A 19572-nucleotide genomic window follows, 5' to 3' on the forward strand; every position below is an offset into this window, starting at 1 on the left:
TCATATTTATCCTGATCCTATGGATTAACACATAACCCGGGTATCTCCGCGGAGGGAGAGTAGCCGGGTTTTCTGTGTGCTTTTGGCGTATAGATAGTTTGGGAGTGCGTATATTGAGTTGAATTGGGGAATTGAGAGGAATTGAGAGAAATTGAGGAATTGAGAGGACTTGAGGGTGAATTGCAGACGCTCTTAGTGGAAAAAGTCTCACTAATTGAACTCATTGGATTCGTGGAGGACTCTTAGTTGGAAAAAGTCTCACTAATTCTGCTGAAACCAGCCGAAAGGCGGAAATCGTCTAGAATTAGGTGTCCAAAATCCAACTAATCCCTTTTTTGACTGTAATTTCAGGGAATTAGTTTTACTTTTTCCACTTCGCTTCAGAGCATATAGCATGAAAATATTGGTATTGTAAACCAACGGCATATTATAATAGGTTCAAAAACGGACATGCTGAAGGGAAGCTGATAGATGATTAATTATGGGGATTATGTGAATTCAGCTGGGGCAGTGATTTGGAGTATTCATAATCGTTATTCCTGACCTTCGATTGGAAGGATAGAAATACAATCTGACAAACATAAGTCTCAAGCGGTAACTGATGCTTCCTTTATTCCACTATGGCGGCTTTCAATCTCTTGAAGGATAGCTAACTTCTCCGTTGCACTATGCTTCTCTTAGACATGGAAAAACTCCTCTTACAGTAACAGGTTTAATGATTTCACCTGTCTACCGTACGGGGAGCATATCACTTTTAGGAAAACAATCTTAACTTGGTAATAATCATATGGCTCTCTGTTACAGAGGAAGTCATCACTATCATAAGCTTGCTCGATACATTTACGGATTTAGGCTTTACTGTGAAGGGTAACTAGGTAACCGTCTGGGTCGGCAAATGTAAAGGTTCGCCCGAATGGTCCATCTATTGGTGCGGATGTAATCTTTACGCCTGCTGCAATAAGCTTGTCGTGGATTTCTTGCGTATCAGGGGCATGAAGCCAGAGAGCGACACCAAGTCCAGGCTGAGTACCTGAACCGAGTTCTACTCCTGGCATTAGGTCACGAAGAGCAAATGCAATAGGCTTTGTTTCAAAGACCACAGCATGAGGTGGTCCCGCCTGTGAGCGGACAAGTCCGAGATAGTTTTGATAGAATTCCGCAGAGCTTTCGAGATTGCTCACTTGAAGTGAAATGAAGTCGGGTCCAATTACTGACATAGTGTCCTCCTTAGTATATGCGGTAGTTTATGTTACAGGTGTTCATTAATGACCAATGTACGGAGTGTGTAAATGTTTAGCTTGTACTGCCCTGTACAAAAGGAGTCGCATTCATTACCGAAAGTATCAACTAACGTGAGTTTGTTAAGCATTTGTATAAATCTCTCATGGAATCCGCGAAAAGATGCGGTACCCTGTAGCTCTCCAGCAGGGGAAGTACAATTGACGCTCATCAGCCTTCAGTGCACCATTCGTTTCTTTTAAAGACATGTCATGTAAATAACCTCACTTTCATTTTGTATGTTTTGATTATATAACCCCCCTACTGCCAACAGTATGTCAGTAGCGTTCTTTCAATTTTCGGTTTCTACTATTCGGGTTTTGAATGATTCAGGTTTAGTGATTAACGCATCTGCCCCCCATCCAAGAATCCAACACAACAATTCTTCCGGTTGACGCGCCGTGCCAGTCTAACACTGTATTTTTCAGTCTAATGCCTTATTTTCTTCTGACATGAGGCCATTAAGCATCTTCATATTGATAACAGCTTCTTAAATTCCTACGCAACCTATGGAAAAGACTTATTAGTAAGAAATCATATGGCTTGAACGAAGGGAGCATCAAATGTCCGAGAACATTATAAGGCTGATCCCTGAGGAGAACTATAGATTGATACCGGCTGCACACATGATTCAGAATCTGAGAAGTCTTCTGGATGACCACGCGATCACTTACGATATTCATGTCTTTGATTCGGTACAGTTTATTGATCAAGGAGGGGATTTCGAGTATGTGGCCTGCCCTTTTTGTTCTGAAACACTGGATGTGGCATGGTGGCAGGAAGAGATGACAAGGAGCTTCGCCCATGATTTTGATGACTTAAGCATACATATGCCCTGCTGCAATCAGGGAACAGATCTTAACCGTCTGGACTATCACTTGCCTGCGGGGTTCGCTAGGTTTGTTATTGAAGGTAGAGGGAATGAAGATGAATTAACAGATTTGATTCCAGAAATGGAAAGACGGTTGAGTTTCAAATTAACAGTAGTAATGGCTAGGTATTAGAATTTATTTTGAACGGAGGGTACAAGTGGGTCAAAGGGCAAATCTCGTCATTGTCAGGAATCGAACTTATGAGTTGTATTATAGCCATTGGTGTGCGAATACGCTGCCACGTGACCTGTTCTGGGGGCCGGAGTATGCTACCCCATTTATTGAATTGCAAACTAAGGTAGATGAATCCGGGTGGCTCAATGATATATGGGCTGAAGGCGGTGCGGTTCTTGATGTAGACATGAAGAAATTGTTGATCTACGGCGGTGAAGATATACGGTTTGACATTCCGCTTCGAAATCTATATTTACAGCTTTTGGGGAAGACGTGGGCGGGTTGGGAAGTGGAATGGGCTTCCGGCGGCATTGCCGATATTGCCTCTTATGTAGGTTACCCCAAGGAAAAGGTGCTAACCGATCATGAGGATGATTTAAAAGATATAAGTTTAGCTCCTCCTGAATACCGGGACTGGGTTGAAACCATAGCCAGTGTAAGCTTCTCAGCAAATGAAATGCTAATTTTCCCTTTAGGGGGAGGGATAGATGAGTATTTATTTCATGGCCCTGAAATGGTCCAGAAGATCAATAGAGCATATGGCTATCCCAAGCTTACGCTTAGCGAATGGAAGAAAGACTTTCCTCTGGGTGGCTTCCATCTGGATATTGCGCAGAAACGATTGGAATTTTGGCATGCTGATGTGATTTCCGACTTATCCAGGCAGCTTCAGTGTATATGGCCCGACTGGGATGTCATTGAGAACTATAGTGATTATGAATTACAGCTCCGGAGCACTCACGGGTTGCTGCAGTTCCAAACTGTCCATGAACAGCAGTTATTAGACGAACTAACGGTCCATCTGTTGAATGAATCAACGAGTCCATTAAAAGGGTTGCTCTATTTGGCTGAAAAGATGGCTGAGGAAGGCAAGGAAGTGGAGATCAATCCGTACGCTTTGACATTTCACAATCTGCCCTTAACCTACGAACTAAAAGCAGAGATACTAGCCTCCGCACTAAAAAGCCTATCCTCATAAACCGTGTGATACTCTGTAACCACAAGTTTCCCGTCTTCAACCGTGAAGGTAAGGCTCTCTTCCGTTTGGTAATGGGCTGGCTCGCTGGTTTGGGTGAGGTAAGTGATGCGGGCGGTGTGGCCCTCCATGTGAATTTTGTAATCGACTACCCAAGGGCTGGACACGCCAATGTTGTAATTCCAGTCCTGGCCGCTTTTTGTAATTTGTTCTTGCTTGAATTGCTCCTTCATGGCAGCCGACATCATCTCGTAGCGGGGGTGACCGTCACGGGAGACGAGGGCGTTCGCCCAGACGGAAGCGAGCTTGCCCGGCTGATCCACTGAACCTTCCTGCTTGCCGGCCGGGTTGGCGGTAAACCCTACCATGAAGACCAGCGATACCACACAGGCTGCGGCAACGGCGCCAACCTTTGGCTTTTTATAGTTCAGGATATTATTAATTCTGGCATGAATGCTGCTCTCGCCAAAAGCAAGCGGACTGCCGGACAGCGGACGCCTCCGTTTTACGGAAAAAGCCAGCAGCGAGCGGGAATAACCGGCTTTTGCCCCATTACCCAGTTTGCGCAGCACACTTTCGTCACAGGACATCTCCATATCCTTGCTCATCAGCATGAAAGAGATCCACACCAGCGGATTGAACCAGTGAAGAGTAAGCACCAGGAACGCAAACGGCTTAATCAGATAATCCCGTCTTCGGATATGCGTCAGCTCATGCTCCAGGATATAAGTCAGCTCGTTGTCGCTGAGGCCAACTGGAATCACGATTCTGGGCCGGATGAAGCCATAGACAAAAGGCGTAGTGACCCGGTCCGATTCAAAAACAGGTCCATCCACAAGCGTAGCCGTTCTCACCCTGTCCAAGAGCTTAAGGTAGGAAACTACACTGTAGCCCAGCAGCAGCACGATGCCAACCAGCCAGACTACGGCGGCAAGCTCCATAATGATTTGCATGGAATTCACACTTCCGGCAGGGGTGGCAGGGGGCAGCGAAGCATTAACTACTTGGTTGACGATATCGGTCCCGATGTTGACTACAGGGGTATTCATTAGGCCGATCTGACCTGAGACATATTCCATCGCCCCGCTCCCCGTCTGAACATTAGGTACCAGCAAGCTTAGAAGACTGAGGCCGGAACTATAGCTAACAGGGAGTATCAGCCTTACGAGCACAGCCGCCCATAGTACATAGGAAAAGGTTCTGGGGACTTTACGCAAAAACAGGCGGACGATGATCACTGCAACGGCGACATAACTGGCGGTAATGCTCATATTCAGGATGGCGGTGAACCATGCGGTCATTGGGTGGCCTCCTCAATGATGCGTTTGAGCTGCTCTGCTTCTGTGGGGGAGATCCGGCGGTTACCTAAGAAAGCGGTTAGAAATTTCGGCAATGAACCGTCAAAGGCTTTGTCGAGCAGGGCTTCACTCTCATATCTTTGGGCATCCCCGCGTTTGATCAGGGCTGTCACTATAGTCTTTTCATTTTGCAGAACCCCGCGTTCACACAGCTTCCTTAGCACGGTATAGGTCGTGGATTTTTTCCAGCCTAATTCGCTTTGGCACAGCTTCACCAGTTCAGTTGAATTCACCGGTTCATGCTCCCAAATGAGCGATACAAATTTATATTCCGCATCAAACAGTTTATATGGCTCCATTTTCTCTTACCTCAAGCCTTAAGTTTATTGCAATAGACCTTTGACTAAGAGTCTATTGGAGTAGACCTTTTTTGTCAAGGGTGGAGGGCTCCATGGTGGGGTGATTGGATGCTTCCGGATAACCGATAAAGACTATATGAAGCCCAAGCGGCTTCTGTACTTTGAATGAAGTAATGGAGGAAATGAAGAATGAAAAGGTTGATGAGGTTACTGCTGGTCCTGTTATTGCTTGCACCGCTACTAAGCAGGCCAGCGCTTGCCGGCAATACTGCCCAGGCTATGCTGACAGACAGCAAGACATACTTTAATGGAGAGGAACAGTCACTGTACGGCTTCAACATAGCGGGCAGCAATTATTACAGTCTGCGGGATATTGCGAAGCAATTATCGGGTACGGCCAGTAAGTTCGATGTGACTTGGAACAAACAGCAGAATGCAGTAGAGATTATAACAGGACAAGCCTATACGCCTGAAGCATCGCCCAACAGCAGCTATTACAGCCGCAGTAAAAAATACATAGCCGCACTCTCCACTTCCAAGATCCTGGTCGATGGAAAGCAACAGCAGATTACAGCCTATACAATAGACGGCAGCAATTATTTTCAATTAAGAGATTTGTCGGGCAAGATTCCATTTGATATTGAATACGACAACCAAGCCAATCGAATATCGGTCTTCTCGAAGATTCCTGACAACGCTTATCGGGTGAAGACAGCGTTTGGGGCCAAGGATAACGGAGAAACTTCTGATTTCCCGAGATGGAAAAGTCCGGTAACCTCCTACCTGGTCCATAATCAGGATCAGACGGTGAGTGTCATAGAGGCGAATAAAGAGATTACGATTGAAACCTATAATGAGAAATATGAGTTGATTACCAGCAACAAGCTGGAGTACGAGCTTCCGTTGTTCGGGGGTTTTTATAGCGGCGTGAAATATAACTATATCGCTTTTGGGCAAGAGAATACGGAGGAGAACAACGATAAAGAAGTGATTCGTATTGTCCGGTATGATAAAAGCTTCAACCGAATCGACAGTGTCTCCATTAAAGGCGGGGAGAGCTTTACGATTGAACCTTTTGAAGCGGGTTCCGGCCGGATGGCGGAGTACGGGGATACCCTGGTGTTACACACCGCACGTAAAAGATATACCACACCCGATGGATTAAATCATCAGTCCCAGCTTACGATTATGGTGAATACCTCAACCATGAAGGTGACTAATGATCTGGGGAGATTCCAGAAAAATCATGTCAGCCATTCCTTCGATCAATATGTATTGTTCGACGGCAGTGCTCAGGTTCTTGTGGATCATGGGGACGCCTATCCCCGTTCGGTCGTGCTGAGTAAAGGGGACGGGAATAGCTACAGTAAGGTGGATTTATTTGCTATTCCAGGTGCGATTGGAGCGAATGCTACCGGTGTATCTATCGGCGGATTTGAAATGTCCTCGGGCAGTTATATCGTCGCGATGAACAGCGTGGACCATTCAGCTGTTACGGAATATACCTCTTATGAGATGGTAGGTCTGGAAACAGACCAGCGGGATATCCTGCTTAGTGTGCTGCCCAAGTCCAGTATGTCCAGCGCTTCTGTCCAGCACATCACTTTGGCTAAGTATGTTGGAACAGACAAGATCGCATCCATTCCTAAATTAGTTAAAATCTCGGATGACAAGCTGATGGTACTGTGGCAGGAATTCGATAAGAAAGGGAATCCTGGCGACCTGAAATATGTATATATTGATGGAAGCGGGCAGGCTACAGGAGGCGTTCAGACCCTCGCGCATTTCGCCTTATCGGAGACCAATCCTATTCTTGTTGGTGATACAATTGTATGGTATACCAACAACAAGGGCAGCCGGTTATTTTATTCTATTCCGTTGAAATAATAGGGTAGGCGCTTGATATTAAAATCGGCATTCAAACTGATAAAGTTTGAATGCCGATTTTTATTATTATGCTGATATTAATCCGTATTCTTTTTTAGATAATAATGATCAAAAGGTATGAAGGGGTTATCCACAAGCTTAATAAAATGGTTATCCTCTAAGGCTTGAATTCTTTGGATATCATCTGTTGTGGCTTTGGTAATAATATTTTGTATCCCAAAATCCATGTAAAAATGATCAGTTACTATTTGTAGAATCCCGGAAAAAATAGCCCGATCCTCAAAGGATGAAATTATGTCAATTCTTAGAATGCCTGATTGGCAAACACCATCCAGAAACCTTGTTGTATTAGGGATAGGTGCTATTTCAATGGTGCCAATTATTTTATGCAGCTGCTTGTAACGGACACTCCATCGAATAAAAAATCCGGCGTCGAATTCTTTATTCCATGCATTAATCCCTTGTCTAACATGATCTATACTGGGACAATCCCATTCGCCGCCACAATTATCATTATTCATATGACCTTTCGTTATCGGATCGGAATAACAATCAAAAAGTTCTTTTGCATCTTCTTCTTTAACCTTTGTGAATACTAAATGATCGGTTTCATAGATTGGACAATGTTCAAATGGATTCATAATATTCATCCCCTTGATTCACCTTCCCCATTAATGTAGATCCTTAGCATAGAACGCTTGTTTGTATTTTTCAATTAAAAAATACATTTTTCCCATAATGTTCACACTGCAAAGAAATGGGAAGGAGTGTTTCGTCTGCTTCGTAAGCGGCAGCTTTTCCAAGAGCGCACATTGAAGGAACCGGGTTTTGAGAGTCTTATAGGGAAGGATGATGTTCTTTCGTTCTGGTTCATCGTCCAAGGATGAAATCGTACGGGAATAACGGCAGAAGTGCCGTTATTGGAGCCCCGGGGATAGGTTTGCGGCGGAATAACGGCAGAAATGCCGTTGTTGAAGCCCCGGGGATGGGTTTGCGGCGGAACAACGGCAGAAATGCCGTTATTGAAGCCCCGGGGATGGGTTTGCGGTGGAACACCGGCAGAAATGCCGTTGTTGAAGCCCAAAGGGAGGCTCCTGTTGTCCAACCATCCTACTTCGTAAGCTCAATAAACTTACTAGCCGCCGTCGTTAGCGGCATGTTGCGCATTGTCATCATGCCCACCTGGGCAGGGGGGAGCTGTACGTCGAGCTTAATCTCGAACAGAGAGCCTTCCTCCAGCTCCTTGGATACGAATTCACGTGTGACAAAGGAGATGCCGAGCCCTTTGCGGGCGAATTCGATCAACAGGCCAACGCTGCCGACCTCAAACTCAGGCTTCAGATCATAGCCGTACCCCTGGAACAAGTCCGTGATCGCCATTCGTGCCCGGCTGCTGCGGGAGAAGAGGATAATGGGATACTGAAGCAGCTCCTTGATCGAGAGCACCTTCTGGTTCAACTCGGCATAATGGCAGCCCGCGATGAAGCAGTCCTGCAACTGCAGACCCTGCCGCACCTCTAGCTGGGGATCGGTGATGGGCATGCGTACTACGCCCAGGTCGACGAGCCCTTCTTTTAAGTAGGAGATGACTTCCGGTGTGGTTCCGTGGATCAGATGCAGCCGGATGCCGGGGTAGCGCTGATGAAAGATTTCGATGAAGGGCAGCAGATAATGCTTGAACAGGGAGTCACTGCCGCCGATCCGCAGCTCTCCGTTGTCGAGGTTTTTGAGCTCGGTCATCTTCTTCTCCGCCTGGGTGATCAGGATGTGCGACTGCTCAATATACGAGTACAGGGTGGCTCCTTCCGGTGTCAGGGCGACACCTTTGGAATTCCGGGTGAACAGGGTCAGGCCAAAGCTATCCTCCAATTGCTTAATGGCATGGCTGACGCTCGGCTGGGTAATATACAGGGATTTGGCGGCTTGGGTCAGGCTTCCGGTTTTGGCAGCCCAGTAAAAAACCTTGTACAGTTCAAAATTGTTCATAGACATGGTCTATAGCTCCTGTGAAATATATTAATTACTTGTATAGGTCGTATTTGTATTATAGTGTAACCAGGAAAGATAAACCAGAGCAGAAGGAGAATGGAGATGGAGGCAACCACATTTGTTTTGTTTGGAGCGACAGGAGATTTAGCCCGAAGAAAAATCTACCCTGCGCTGTATAATCTGTATCTCGATCACAAGCTGCACCATTCATTCTCTGTGATTGGTCTTGGCAGAAGAGAAGTGGCTGATGAAGCCTTTCAGGCTATGGTGGAGCGGTCGATCCGGGACTTTTCCCGGCGGGAAGTAAATGATTCTGCGTCCGTGCGCAGCTTCCTGAAGGCCTTCCGATATAATGTGCTGGATGTAGGGCACACAGAGGATTATCTCAAGCTCTTGCAGCGCGTTGAACAGCAGGAAGAGGGCATGGGGAAATCCCCTAACCGGATGTTCTATCTGTCCGTTGGTCCTGAGTTTTTTGAACCGATTGCCTTAAATATTAAAGAAAGTGGTCTGGGTGCCGCCAAAGGCTGGAAACGTCTCGTGATCGAGAAGCCCTTCGGCCATGATCTGCAGTCTGCGCAGGAGCTGAATTTGAAGCTGAGCGAAGCTTTTTCGGAGGATGAAATTTTCCGGATCGACCATTATCTCGGCAAACCGATGGTGCAGGAGCTGGATGTGTTCCAGCAGACGAATCCGGTGCTTCATGCACTGTGGAACAACCGATACATTGCCAATGTGCAGATTACCGCAGCGGAAACTGTGGGCGTGGAGGAAAGAGCGGGCTATTACGATCATGTGGGTGCGCTCAGAGACATGTTCCAGAATCATATGCTGCAGCTGCTCATGATGCTGGCCATCCGTTTGCCGAAGGACAGCTCTGCCGAAGAAGTCCGCTTTAAAAAGAAAGAAGTTATGGAAGCATTGCAGCCTCTGAAAGAAGCAGATGTCCAGTTCAATGTGATCCGTGGGCAGTACAGTGCAGGCTATATCCAGGGTAAACCAGCCCCAGGCTATACGTCTGAACCGGGAATTACAGCAGGATCTAAGAACGATACTTTTATTGCAGCCAGACTGCAGATCGATGATCCTTTCTGGAAGGGTGTTCCTTTCTATATCCGGACCGGGAAAAGAATGAAAGAGAAATCGACGCGTATTGTGATTGAGTTCAAAGAGCCTCTCAAGCAGAACTCGTCAGCGGCCGAGGATGATATCCCCAATCTTCTGGTGTTCGAGATCAGCCCGAACGAAGGCATTACTCTGCAGCTCAAGGCAAGAGATCCCCAGCAAAAAGGGAAGTTCAAGGCGATGCACATAGATTTTCATACCAGCTCTATTGAAGTGCCGGAGGCTTATGAAAATCTGATTTATGACGCTTTACACGGTGATCCGTCGTTCTTTGCACATTGGGATGAGGTGGAGCTGTCCTGGAAATGGGTGCAGCCGATCCTGAATGCTTTTGCCCAAAATACTGCTCCTCTTTATCCGTACGCTGCGGGTACGTTCGGACCCGCCGAATCGGACCAGCTGCTGGCTAAGGATGGACATCACTGGTGGCTCGACTCTGCAATTGAAGAAGAAATGGAATTGCCATTGCCTGATGCTTCAAATTTTTAATACTGTAATTAATTCAAATAAAAATGGAGGTTTATGAATATGAAATTTTTTATCGATACGGCCAATGTGGAAGACATCCAAAAAGCATACCAGATTGGCGTCCTGTCCGGTGTCACCACGAACCCGTCCCTGGTCGCTAAAGAAGGCGTGAAATTCGAAGACCGCATTGCAGAAATTCTGCGTCTCGTGCCTGAGGTGGAATCTGTATCCGCCGAGGTTACACCAGATGCGGTTACGGCTGAAGAGATGATCGCACAGGCTAACGAACTGATCAAGATCAACAATAACGACAAGAACATTACCATTAAGCTTCCGATGACGCTTGCAGGTCTGGAAGCCTGCCGCTACCTCACCAAAAAAGGCGTGAAAACTAACGTAACCCTGATCTTCACTGTGAACCAGGCGCTGCTCGCTGCCCGTGCAGGAGCTACCTATGTATCGCCATTCCTGGGCCGCCTGGATGATATTTCGGAGGATGGAGTCCAATTGATCGTGAAAGTCGCTGAACTGTTCCGTATTCATAACTTGGGCGCGCAGATTATCGCCGCTTCGGTCCGCCATCCGGATCACGTAACCCGCGTAGCAATGGCTGGTGCGCATATTGCCACCATTCCATTCAGCGTCATTGAGCAAATCTCCAAGCATCCGCTGACCGATCAAGGACTGGAGAAATTCGCCGCCGACTGGAAAAAAGCACCGCAGGTCTAATACGGTTAATAAAATAATCAAAGAATGATTAAGGGGCTGAAGTGACGGAGGGGAAGTTTGGAACTGGAGGAGCGAAAGCGACCGCCTTTGTCTGCGAATTTCCACTGCGAACAGCAGTATAAATCAAGAAATCTGCAGACAACAGCGGCCGGAAGTCCAAACATTCTCCGCAGTCACAGCATAAGCCCCCTAATCGTATTCTTGGTCCAGCACATATATAGGGAGGTCTATTAACGATGGGTAAACAGCAGATTGGTGTGGTCGGCTTGGCCGTCATGGGTAAGAATCTGGCCTTGAATATGGAGAGCAAAGGGTTCTCGGTAGCCCTGTACAACCGTTCGCGGGAGAAGACGGATGAGCTGTTGGCAGAAGCAGCAGGTAAAAACTTCGCCGGTGCCTACAGCATCGAAGAGTTTGTCCAATCTCTGGAGACACCGCGCAAAATCATGATTATGGTCAAGGCCGGCAAGCCGACAGATGATACGATTCAGCAGCTGGTACCGCATTTGTCTCCAGGGGATATCCTGATTGACGGCGGGAATGCTTTTTTCCCGGATACGCAAAGACGGAATAAGGAGCTGCAGGCCCAAGGCTTCCGCTTTATCGGTGCAGGGGTATCCGGCGGTGAAGAAGGAGCGCTGAAGGGACCGGCGATTATGCCGGGCGGACAAAAGGATGCCTACGAGCTGGTGGAGCCGATCCTGACAGCCATTTCCGCCAAAGTGGACGGAGATCCTTGTTCAACCTACATCGGAGAAGACGGTGCCGGACACTATGTCAAAATGGTGCATAATGGCATCGAATACGGCGATATGCAGCTGATTGGCGAAGCATACCAATTGCTGAAGGATGTACTGGGCCTGGACACCAATGAATTGCATGAGATTTTCTCGGAATGGAACCGCGGGGAGCTAAACAGCTATCTTATTGAGATTACAGCTGATATTTTCGCCAAGGCTGACCCGGATACCGGCAAGCCGATGGTTGATGTGATCCTGGATTCCGCAGGACAAAAGGGAACAGGCAAATGGACAAGTCAAAATGCCCTCGATCTGGGTGTTCCGTTGTCCATCATTACTGAATCCGTATTTGCCCGGTTCATCTCGGCGATGAAGGAAGAACGTGTGGCGGCAAGCAAACGTCTGAAGGGTCCTGAGGTTAAGGGCTATGACGGCGATGCCAAAGAATTCATCGAAGCGGTCCGCAAAGCGCTGTATGCCAGCAAAATCGCCTCCTACGCCCAGGGCTTTGCCCAGATGAGAGTGGCTTCAGACGAGTATAACTGGAACCTGAGCTATGGCAGTATTGCGATGATCTTCCGTGGAGGCTGCATCATCCGTGCAGGCTTCCTGCAGAATATCAAGGACGCCTATGACCGCGACCCTGAACTCAAAAATCTGTTCCTGGATGAATACTTCAGCGGTGTAGTTCATAACTACCAGGAAGCGTGGAGAGATGTAGTTGCGATTGCCGTCAAAAGAGGAATTCCGGTCCCGGCGTTTGCCTCCGGACTGGCCTATTATGACAGCTACCGTTCCGAACGTCTTCCGGCCAACCTGCTGCAGGCGCAGCGGGACTACTTCGGAGCCCATACCTTTGAACGGCTGGATCAGCCGGGGAGCTTCCATTTTCAATGGATGGATAGCAAATAATTATCTTATAGATTTAACTATGAAGTCCGGGCGAAGTGGCCCGGACTTTTTGTATAAGCCCTCCCCAGTTCAACTGGAGGTTCAGGAAAGCTTATAGCTATAAGGAAGAAAATGAAAAACGCTCTCGAAAAAATCGAGAACGTCGGTTGGTTAGCCAGCGGACTTTCGGTGATAATGAGATTTAACTACCGCCGATACCATGTGACATGGTTTGGATCAACGCTTGAGTACTATCTGCTACGATTTCGATGTTTCCTGCAGGAAAAATAATTACAGCGACCAAACTACATAAAACTAGAAGCTTGATGAATTTTCTTGGCTTTCGCATTCCGTCTTTTTAGTGCTCTGGGTCCTTCCCAGGCCGGGGCAAAGAAAACCACAATTCGCCGCCGCGTGATGATTAGATTGTTTGGGGAGGTGGTCTAAGCTTGCTTACTTATCATCTCTAGCCCTGATTCCTAACCCTTTTTTCCAAATTTTACATGTTCAAGAAACATGAAATTTCAGTTGCACTATCTTCTCACTTGCAACATTCAAATTAGTACTGTATAGTTCTAGTTATGACAAAGGGAAAAATAATGAATCAAAAACGTGTGCTTGAAGTCGCGGCAGCCTTATTTTTAGAAAAGGGATTTGCTTATACCAGCATGGATGAATTAGTGCGTGTAAGCAAAGTATCAAAATCTAATGTGTACTATCACTTCGCTGATAAGGAGGAATTGTTAGCAGGGGTCGTTGATTATTGGATTGAGACGTATGAGCATGCAATGGATGAATTCCTTTCCCAGAACCAATTATCCGTTGAAGAGCGTGTCCAGATGTTTTTAAAGCATTTATCACAGGGGGTTCAGTCAAGAGAGTATAAGGGCAGCTGTCCATTTATTACTCTTTATATTCAAAGTCCTGCACAAGCTACACACATAAAAGAAAAAATAGGTCTCTTTTTTACAGGATTACAAATGAAAGTCTCTCTATTACTAAAACAAGGAGTAGAGAAAGGCGAGTTTAGAAATACGATTCATATTGACGAGGTAGCGGCACTTTTTATAACGAATCTTGAAGGAGCGCTGTTTCTCTCAGAGACATTGAAGGATGCAACTGTTATCACGAAAACAGCCAGCCACTTTTTCAACTTGCTTCGATAAGCGAAGCACTTTTTTTTGCGCAAAATTAGTACCAATCAGTACTAAAAAGGAGAGCGGATGATATGAGGACAATATTTTTAACAGGTGGAACAGGCTTTATTGGAAGGCAACTCGTGGAGGAGCTTCTTAAAGAGGAGGTTATGATTTTTCTTTTAGTGCGGTCGAAAGGTAAAGCAACACGTGTTTTTCAGGAAAAAAATATTTTAAACGAGGAAACCATGCACTTTATTGAAGGTGATTTGACGAAAACAGATTTAGGTTTAAGTGATGAAGATAAGGATAGGGTATCGAACACGGATGTTATTATTCACGCAGGTGGACAAATGGATATTCAAGCGACACAGCAAGAGGCAACATCTGTATTTTTAAACGGTGCCAAGCATATCAGTGAATTCGCTAAACGTATCCATCAATTGAAGGGTTTGCAGCAATTTATTCATGTAGTTGGATATATGACCCCCTTTGATGATAAGAATAGCAAGGTTGCGATTGATGTGTTTAAAGAGGGTCACGACTATTTGAAAATAAAAAATCCTTATGAAAGAACAAAATTTTTAGCAGATCTTTATATTCGCCAGCAGGCATCCGCAATAGGCTATCCGCTTTCTGTGATTAATCCGCCAACTGTAGTCGGCAGCAGTAAAACAGGGAGTACGGAACAAACAGCAGGCTTAGGCATGCTTGTGGCGAGTATGCGAAGAGGGCTAATGCCAGTTATTCCTGGAGGCAAGGGGTATAAATTACCACTTATTTCAAACGATGAGCTAGCAAAATTTATTGTTCAGGTTTTTAAGCTGGAGCAATCGTCTATTCAAACATATACACTTATTCAAGACAAACAGCTTGATCCGGATCTATCTGAATTATTAGGCGTTATGTCAGAAAGTATGAATATGGCAGCACCTAAAATCTCTGTGCCCATTCGTTTTATGAAGGCACTTATGAAAAGTGGGATAAGTAAAATAACAACAATTCCATCTGATGGACTGAACTTTATTACAAATAGAAAGTTTTCAAATGATTTATCGAAAAAAGTCATGGGAGAAGATTGGTTTAATAAGACGGGGGTTATGAATTTTTTCCCAGTCGTAGTAGCGGATTTGGATTATCGCTTGATGAATCAAAATGACCAGCATAATCATGCATTTGAACGAACCTTAATCGGAAACACTGTGATTTATCAAATACCAGGAGAGGGTAAGCCATTTATTTTATTACACGGTTTGTTGAGTGATGGAGAGGATTTATTTCCTTTAGGATTAGAGCTTCATGAAAAAACTGGTCAACCCGTATGGATTCCAGATCTTCCTGGTTTAGGACGTTCCCCTTTTAAACGAGAGAAAAATCTTCTAGATCTCTATTTGAATTTAGTGAAAGAGTTATTGGGAAAAGCTGCTGATGGTGCACATTGGATCGGCCATTCCTTCGGAGCAATTATTCTGCTGGAAGCATTAGTGCGAGAGTACATAAATATGAAGAATACTATTACTTTACTTCAGCCCCCTGTTGCGAAAAGAAATTCTAAATCGTTTAATGTTCCTCAATTTATGAACAAATGGGCATTGAAGTTAGCAACTGCTAATTCAATAGAACGTTATGTAATTGGTAATGGTCTGTTTGAAAATACGGAGAGCATTCCGAAACATTATATTGCAAAAGTAAGCAGCAGCTTTACTTCGCCTAGAATTTTAAATACAACTCTTCAGCTAAATCGTTTTCTATCGAAAGACTATCCAGGCGATTTCACCAAAGTACCAAGGTATAAGCTTCATATTATTTGGGGAGATCATGATAGAAGCTATTCTGCTCCATTACATCTTGGTGAGATTGATGTTGTTCCATATGGTCATCATTTTCCTCTTAGCCATCCGAGGGAAACGGCTTCCTATATACTATGAAATTAATATGATATTTTCAAAATAGACCGGTCGGCATTTAAATTAGAGGAGTTGTCTAGTATGCTCATTTCAGTTCAACATATCCGGCACGCTACATCAATTTTAACCATAAACGGTAAACGTATACTGATTGATCCGATGTTGAGTGATGTGGGCGAACTTTCACCTGTGCCTTTAACTCGAAATTATCGTAGAAAGTAAATTGAGCCGAAATCAGCTTGCCAAGTTTCTGAAGGAACAACATCTGGAGGGCTCCGTTTGGGTTCCTGAAGACGGCGAGGTCGTTTCTTTTTGACTCTCCGTTCCTTTTTGAGCGTATACTCCGCGAGGTGAAAAGGTCAGCGATATGTATAAGGGTAAAGATCCTGTAGATGTAATTCTAAAGATTAAGACGGAAGAAATGCGAAAATCCACAATCTCATGCGGTTGTGGATTTACATGGTGGAGTCGAACGTTCCTGCATCCCTTTCCAGTAGGCCAATTCGTTTTTTGTTCTGTTAGATCTTATACGGTTTTGGGGTTATTTTAGCAATCCATAAGAAATGAAAGCCAGCCTTTGTTCTATAATGAAGGGGAACGTCTTAAGATTTGGGTCATGGGGAACGCTAGAAGCCAAGGAGGCAAGTCAATGAACAAATTCCTGCTCGTATTCCGTATGGATATCACCACCCCGGAAGCGCAGCCTACGCCCGTGCAAATGCAAGGTTACATGGAGCAGTGGGGAGAATGGATCAACAGTCTTGCTGCACAGGACAGACTTGCAGCAGGCGGGAATCATCTATCCGCCGAAGGCAGAGTGCTGCGGCCCCATGGCATAACAACGGATGGACCCTACACTGAGCATAAAGAATCCATGGCCGGGTATATCCTGGTTAACGCAGTGGATATGGAGGAAGCGGTTCAGCTTGCAAAGGGCTGTCCGATTCTGCTCGGTGAGGGGACCAGTGTCGAAGTGAGACCCATTGCCGGTATGTAGAACAGCAGAACGTTCCAATGCACAACAACATTTAGGAGGGATCTGTAATGCCGAAAATTGTCACGAATCTATGGTTCGATACGGAAGCGGAAGAAGCGGCGAAATTCTATACCTCAATTTTTAAAAATTCCAAAATCCTGAATACCTCTTATTATGGAGAAGGCGGCAGACGTCCTGCCGGATTGGTGATGACAGTGACGTTTGTACTGGACGGACAGGTCTACACTGCACTCAACGGTGGCCCGGAGTTCAAATTTACGGAAGCGATCTCGCTGATGGTCAACTGTGAAGGGCAGGAGGAGGTAGACGAGCTGTGGGAGAAGCTATCCGAAGGCGGCTCGGAAGGGCCGTGCGGTTGGCTGAAAGACAGATACGGTTTGTCCTGGCAGATTTTCCCGGCCGAAGCGGGGAGATTGCTGAGTGATCCGGATCCTGTCAAAGCACAAAGAGTCATGCAGGCGATGCTCCAGATGAGCAAGCTGGACATTGCCGCGTTAGAGCGGGCTCGTGAGGGCAGCGGAGAATAGCTCTAAGGAATGAATACTGGAATAGAAGTGAATAAAGAGCTGTCCCGTGAGTGATATGCTCCCCATATAGTAGACAGGTGAAATAATAAAAACCTGTTACTGTATGGGGAGTATTTTTTTTATGGAACGAAAGAAGTTCACAGCATTCGCCGAGGAACTTCACATCGAAGCTATTCCGCGTAGCTATAAACACCTCGGAAATCCATTCCTTGCCATTCTTTTTGCTCTATTTGAAGGAAGATACTCCATAATAGGTATAGTGAATTTATCGGGCCTGATCTATCTTGTTAACAGCATGAAGAGATATGGGGGAAGGGCTAGATCATCTTGTAGGAATCGCTGGGCGGTTTTACTTAAAACTACGAAAGGAATACGCCAAAATATATATATACGTACCAGGAAAGGGAGGGAGTTTTGCCGAACAATTTTGAAAAAGTTAAGTGTTTCCCGACTTCCTAACAAATGATGAGGGTGTAAGGAAACCCTTGTCCGGTCTTATGTTGTATAGGGGCTAAATCAAGCCACCCGTAGAATTGGTGATACTGTGACTAACTTCAGTGGAGGTAATTATGACTAATAGTTTAAGGCGAAAAGCAAGAATTCTCAGTTCGCAAGTAAACGTAGTTAAGAAGGTTTTTATCCTCGTATTGGTCCTTATATTTGGAACGAACACGTTAATGATTGCAAGTGCTAATACTCCCGTAAACGGAAATACAGATTTCAATTCAGTTAGTGGACCGATCATCATATCTGGATCGTCTACTGGTTCAGGACTAATGGCTACTGATATTAATGGATATGATTTTCTGCTCAAGTCAAGCAGCGCAACAAATTGCTACATTGCTGCAGAAGTCCTAACAGGTCAAACCAATCTTATAAGCGGAGCGACCAATGATGGAACTCCATTATCCTATATGGAAGTGTCTTCAAACAGCGGACAAATTTTTGATCTTCAGTCCGTAGAGATTGCAATGTCTGGTGCAAGTATGGGATCAAGTGGAACTATTCAACTTATAGGATATCTAAATGGCTCAGTCGTTTCTGGAGCAGTGATGTCTCTAACTGTAATCGATGCAAATTATGGAGGTCAAACCGTTACTTTTAATGTGTCTTCCAATACTAAGTTTGTAGGAATTGATAAATTTCGTATCCAGACCGATGGTTCTTATCAAGTTACCGGGGCTTTCGGAATCGACAATATCAATGCAGTTAATTTCAGAAACATAAACACAGCACCTGCTTTTATTGGTGCAACCACCAGTTTTATCGTAACTCAAGATTCAAGTGCAACAGATATCAAAGGTCTGCTACATGTAAGCGATACTGATTCCAGTCAGGTAGAGACATGGTCACAAAGTACGCCGCCAAATCATGGGACACTCCATTTCTTAAGCGCAACAGCAGCCAGTGGCAGTACTGATATCGCACCAGGAGGAACCATTACCTACACACCTGCCAGTGGATATGCAGGGACTGACAGTTTTACTGTTCGAGTTAGTGACGGTACGTCAACTGTGACAAGGACAATTACAGTTACAGTGAATGCCAATCCGACCTACACCGTAACGTATAACGGAAACGGCAGCACCGGCGGTACGGTTCCGACCGACAGCAACAGCTATCCGCAGGGGAACACCGTGACGGTGCTGGGGAACACCGGAACGCTGGTAAAAACGGGCTATACATTCGCAGGCTGGAACACCGCCGCTAACGGAAGCGGCACCGACTACGCGGCGAATGCCACCTTCAGCATGGGCACGGCGAATGCCACCCTCTATGCGAAGTGGACAGCCAATCCGACCTACACCGTAACGTATAACGGAAACGGCAACACCGGCGGTGCAGTTCCAACCGACAGCAACAGCTATCCGCAGGGCAACACTGTGACAGTACTAGGGAACACCGGAACACTGGTGAAGTCGGGCTATACGTTCGCAGGCTGGAACACCGCTGCTAACGGAAGCGGCACCGACTACGCAGCGAATGCTACCTTCAGCATGGGCACGGCGAATGCCACTCTCTATGCGAAGTGGACGGCCAATCCGACCTACACCGTAACGTATCACGGAAACGGCAGCACCGGCGGTACGGTTCCGACCGACAGCAACAGCTATCCGCAGGGTGATGTGGTGACAGTACTAGGGAATACCGGAACGCTGGTAAAAACGGGCTATACGTTCGCAGGCTGGAACACCGCCGCTAACGGAAGCGGCACCGAC

At 45.9% G+C, this 19572-nt stretch carries 17 protein-coding genes and 1 pseudogene; 11 read left to right on the forward strand and 7 right to left on the reverse strand.

Going from position 1 to position 19572, the window contains the following annotated elements; all coding sequences use genetic code 11:
- Positions 1–848: 848 nt before the first annotated feature.
- Together A3849_RS23865 and A3849_RS34105 are read right to left on the reverse strand one after the other, a co-directional pair.
- Positions 849–1217, reverse strand: coding sequence for a VOC family protein (locus A3849_RS23865; RefSeq protein ID WP_074113631.1), 369 nt, complete (start codon positions 1215–1217; stop codon positions 849–851).
- A 353-nt stretch (positions 1218–1570) separates the two neighbouring features.
- Positions 1571–1669 (reverse strand): annotated as a pseudogene (locus tag A3849_RS34105) (WCX domain-containing protein); the annotation flags it as partial.
- A 172-nt stretch (positions 1670–1841) separates the two neighbouring features.
- Here A3849_RS34105 and A3849_RS23870 point away from each other — a divergent pair.
- The gene (locus A3849_RS23870; protein WP_074113632.1) at positions 1842–2282 is read left to right on the forward strand and encodes a hypothetical protein; all 441 of its coding nucleotides are present in this window, start codon (positions 1842–1844) and stop codon (positions 2280–2282) included.
- 25 nt (positions 2283–2307) lie between these two features.
- Positions 2308–3303 (forward strand): hypothetical protein, encoded by a 996-nt coding sequence (locus A3849_RS23875; RefSeq protein WP_074113633.1) that lies wholly within the window; start codon positions 2308–2310, stop codon positions 3301–3303.
- Here the strand turns inward: A3849_RS23875 and A3849_RS23880 are convergent.
- Both A3849_RS23880 and A3849_RS23885 read right to left on the reverse strand, forming a co-directional pair.
- Entirely contained in the window at positions 3249–4601 is a 1353-nt protein-coding gene (locus A3849_RS23880) for a M56 family metallopeptidase (protein WP_074113634.1), read from the reverse strand. The genes A3849_RS23875 and A3849_RS23880 overlap by 55 nt on opposite strands.
- Positions 4598–4957, reverse strand: a complete 360-nt coding sequence (locus A3849_RS23885; protein ID WP_074113635.1) for a BlaI/MecI/CopY family transcriptional regulator — start codon at positions 4955–4957, stop codon at positions 4598–4600. Before A3849_RS23885 ends, A3849_RS23880 begins: the two co-directional genes overlap by 4 nt.
- A gap of 189 nt (positions 4958–5146) precedes the next feature.
- Between A3849_RS23885 and A3849_RS23890 the strand changes: the two genes are divergently transcribed.
- Entirely contained in the window at positions 5147–6844 is a 1698-nt protein-coding gene (locus tag A3849_RS23890; RefSeq protein WP_074113636.1) for a hypothetical protein, read from the forward strand.
- A gap of 77 nt (positions 6845–6921) precedes the next feature.
- Here A3849_RS23890 and A3849_RS23895 read toward each other — a convergent pair whose 3' ends face one another.
- The 3 genes from A3849_RS23895 to A3849_RS23905 form a co-directional block, all read right to left on the reverse strand.
- Positions 6922–7485, reverse strand: coding sequence for a GNAT family N-acetyltransferase (locus A3849_RS23895; protein WP_074113637.1), 564 nt, complete (start codon positions 7483–7485; stop codon positions 6922–6924).
- Between the two features lie 101 nt (positions 7486–7586).
- Complete coding sequence (locus A3849_RS33090) at positions 7587–7928, reverse strand: hypothetical protein (protein WP_074113638.1); 342 nt, start codon at positions 7926–7928, stop codon at positions 7587–7589.
- 26 nt (positions 7929–7954) lie between these two features.
- Positions 7955–8836 carry a LysR family transcriptional regulator gene (locus tag A3849_RS23905; protein ID WP_074084350.1) on the reverse strand — a complete coding sequence of 294 codons (882 nt, stop codon included), beginning with the start codon at positions 8834–8836 and terminating at the stop codon, positions 7955–7957.
- Between the two features lie 99 nt (positions 8837–8935).
- On the opposite strand from A3849_RS23905, the gene zwf reads away from it, so the two are divergent.
- From zwf to A3849_RS23950, 8 genes are all read left to right on the forward strand, one after another.
- Positions 8936–10447 carry a glucose-6-phosphate dehydrogenase gene (gene zwf, locus A3849_RS23910; RefSeq protein ID WP_074113639.1) on the forward strand — a complete coding sequence of 504 codons (1512 nt, stop codon included), beginning with the start codon at positions 8936–8938 and terminating at the stop codon, positions 10445–10447.
- Between the two features lie 39 nt (positions 10448–10486).
- Complete coding sequence (gene fsa, locus A3849_RS23915) at positions 10487–11155, forward strand: fructose-6-phosphate aldolase (protein WP_074113640.1); 669 nt, start codon at positions 10487–10489, stop codon at positions 11153–11155.
- A 236-nt stretch (positions 11156–11391) separates the two neighbouring features.
- Entirely contained in the window at positions 11392–12807 is a 1416-nt protein-coding gene (gene gndA, locus A3849_RS23920) for an NADP-dependent phosphogluconate dehydrogenase (protein ID WP_074113641.1), read from the forward strand.
- Between the two features lie 578 nt (positions 12808–13385).
- The gene (locus A3849_RS23925; RefSeq protein WP_074113642.1) at positions 13386–13952 is read left to right on the forward strand and encodes a TetR/AcrR family transcriptional regulator; all 567 of its coding nucleotides are present in this window, start codon (positions 13386–13388) and stop codon (positions 13950–13952) included.
- A gap of 62 nt (positions 13953–14014) precedes the next feature.
- Entirely contained in the window at positions 14015–15850 is a 1836-nt protein-coding gene (locus tag A3849_RS23930) for an alpha/beta fold hydrolase (protein ID WP_074113643.1), read from the forward strand.
- 628 nt (positions 15851–16478) lie between these two features.
- A complete protein-coding gene (locus A3849_RS23935; protein WP_074113644.1) occupies positions 16479–16826 on the forward strand; it encodes a YciI family protein in 348 nt (115 codons plus the stop codon).
- 47 nt (positions 16827–16873) lie between these two features.
- Positions 16874–17353: a VOC family protein gene (locus tag A3849_RS23940; protein WP_074084357.1), complete on the forward strand. Its 480-nt coding sequence runs from the start codon at positions 16874–16876 to the stop codon at positions 17351–17353.
- A 776-nt stretch (positions 17354–18129) separates the two neighbouring features.
- The coding region (locus A3849_RS23950; protein ID WP_218619258.1) for an InlB B-repeat-containing protein at positions 18130–19572 on the forward strand (1443 nt) is incomplete at its 3' end.

Origin of the sequence: Paenibacillus sp. P46E (assembly GCF_001909095.1) — a bacterium.
Classification (GTDB): domain Bacteria; phylum Bacillota; class Bacilli; order Paenibacillales; family Paenibacillaceae; genus Paenibacillus_AQ; species Paenibacillus_AQ helianthi.